The organism is Bradyrhizobium oropedii (assembly GCF_020889685.1).
GTDB lineage: Bacteria > Pseudomonadota > Alphaproteobacteria > Rhizobiales > Xanthobacteraceae > Bradyrhizobium > Bradyrhizobium oropedii.
Genome location: NZ_JACMYO010000479.1, coordinates 1 through 640 on the forward strand (window position 1 = coordinate 1; position 640 = coordinate 640).

At 58.6% G+C, this 640-nt stretch carries 1 protein-coding gene; it reads left to right on the top strand.

The window, feature by feature from the left end; all coding sequences use genetic code 11:
* Nucleotides 1–15 precede the first annotated feature (15 nt).
* Nucleotides 16–640 (top strand): AMP-binding protein (locus H8A95_RS43390; protein WP_229188500.1); only part of this gene is annotated, 625 nt, incomplete at its 3' end.

The window sequence follows — 640 nt, forward strand, 5'->3', positions numbered from 1 at the left end:
CCCACTGATGTGACGGTGGTCGATCTGGAGACGGCCACGCCGGCCTGGGCCGAACGGCCGGCTTCGGACCCCGACCCGCGCACGCTTGGCCTCACATCCCGCCATCTCGCCTATGTGATCTACACATCAGGCTCAACCGGAATCCCAAAGGGCGTCATGATCCAGCATCGAGGGTTGGTCAATCTGCTGTTGGCTGAGGTCGGTCTTTTTCGCGCTTCTTCGAAGAGCCGAGTCGTGCAGTTCGCCTCCGTTGGTTTTGATGCAAGCGCTTGGGAGCTTCTTATGGCGTTTGGCTCTGGAGCCGCATTGCACTTGCCTGCGGACGAGATCCGTCAAGCGAGTAACAAGCTATCGGATTATCTCCGAAGCGAAGCTATCACCCATGCGACGTTACCCCCGGCGTCGCTTCAGGCAAGCAACAATCTGGAATGTTTGGCTTTGCAAGTTCTCATTCTTGCTGGAGAGCTGCCGAAGGCTGAACTCATCCGAAGTCTTGCCCCGGCATCAATTGTCAACGCTTATGGCCCGACCGAGGCAACAGTCTGCGCGACAGTCTGGCATTGCCCGGCTGATTTTAATGGGTCGGTGGTCCCGATCGGGCGGCCAATTGCCAACACGCGGGTGTACCTGCTGGATGGCC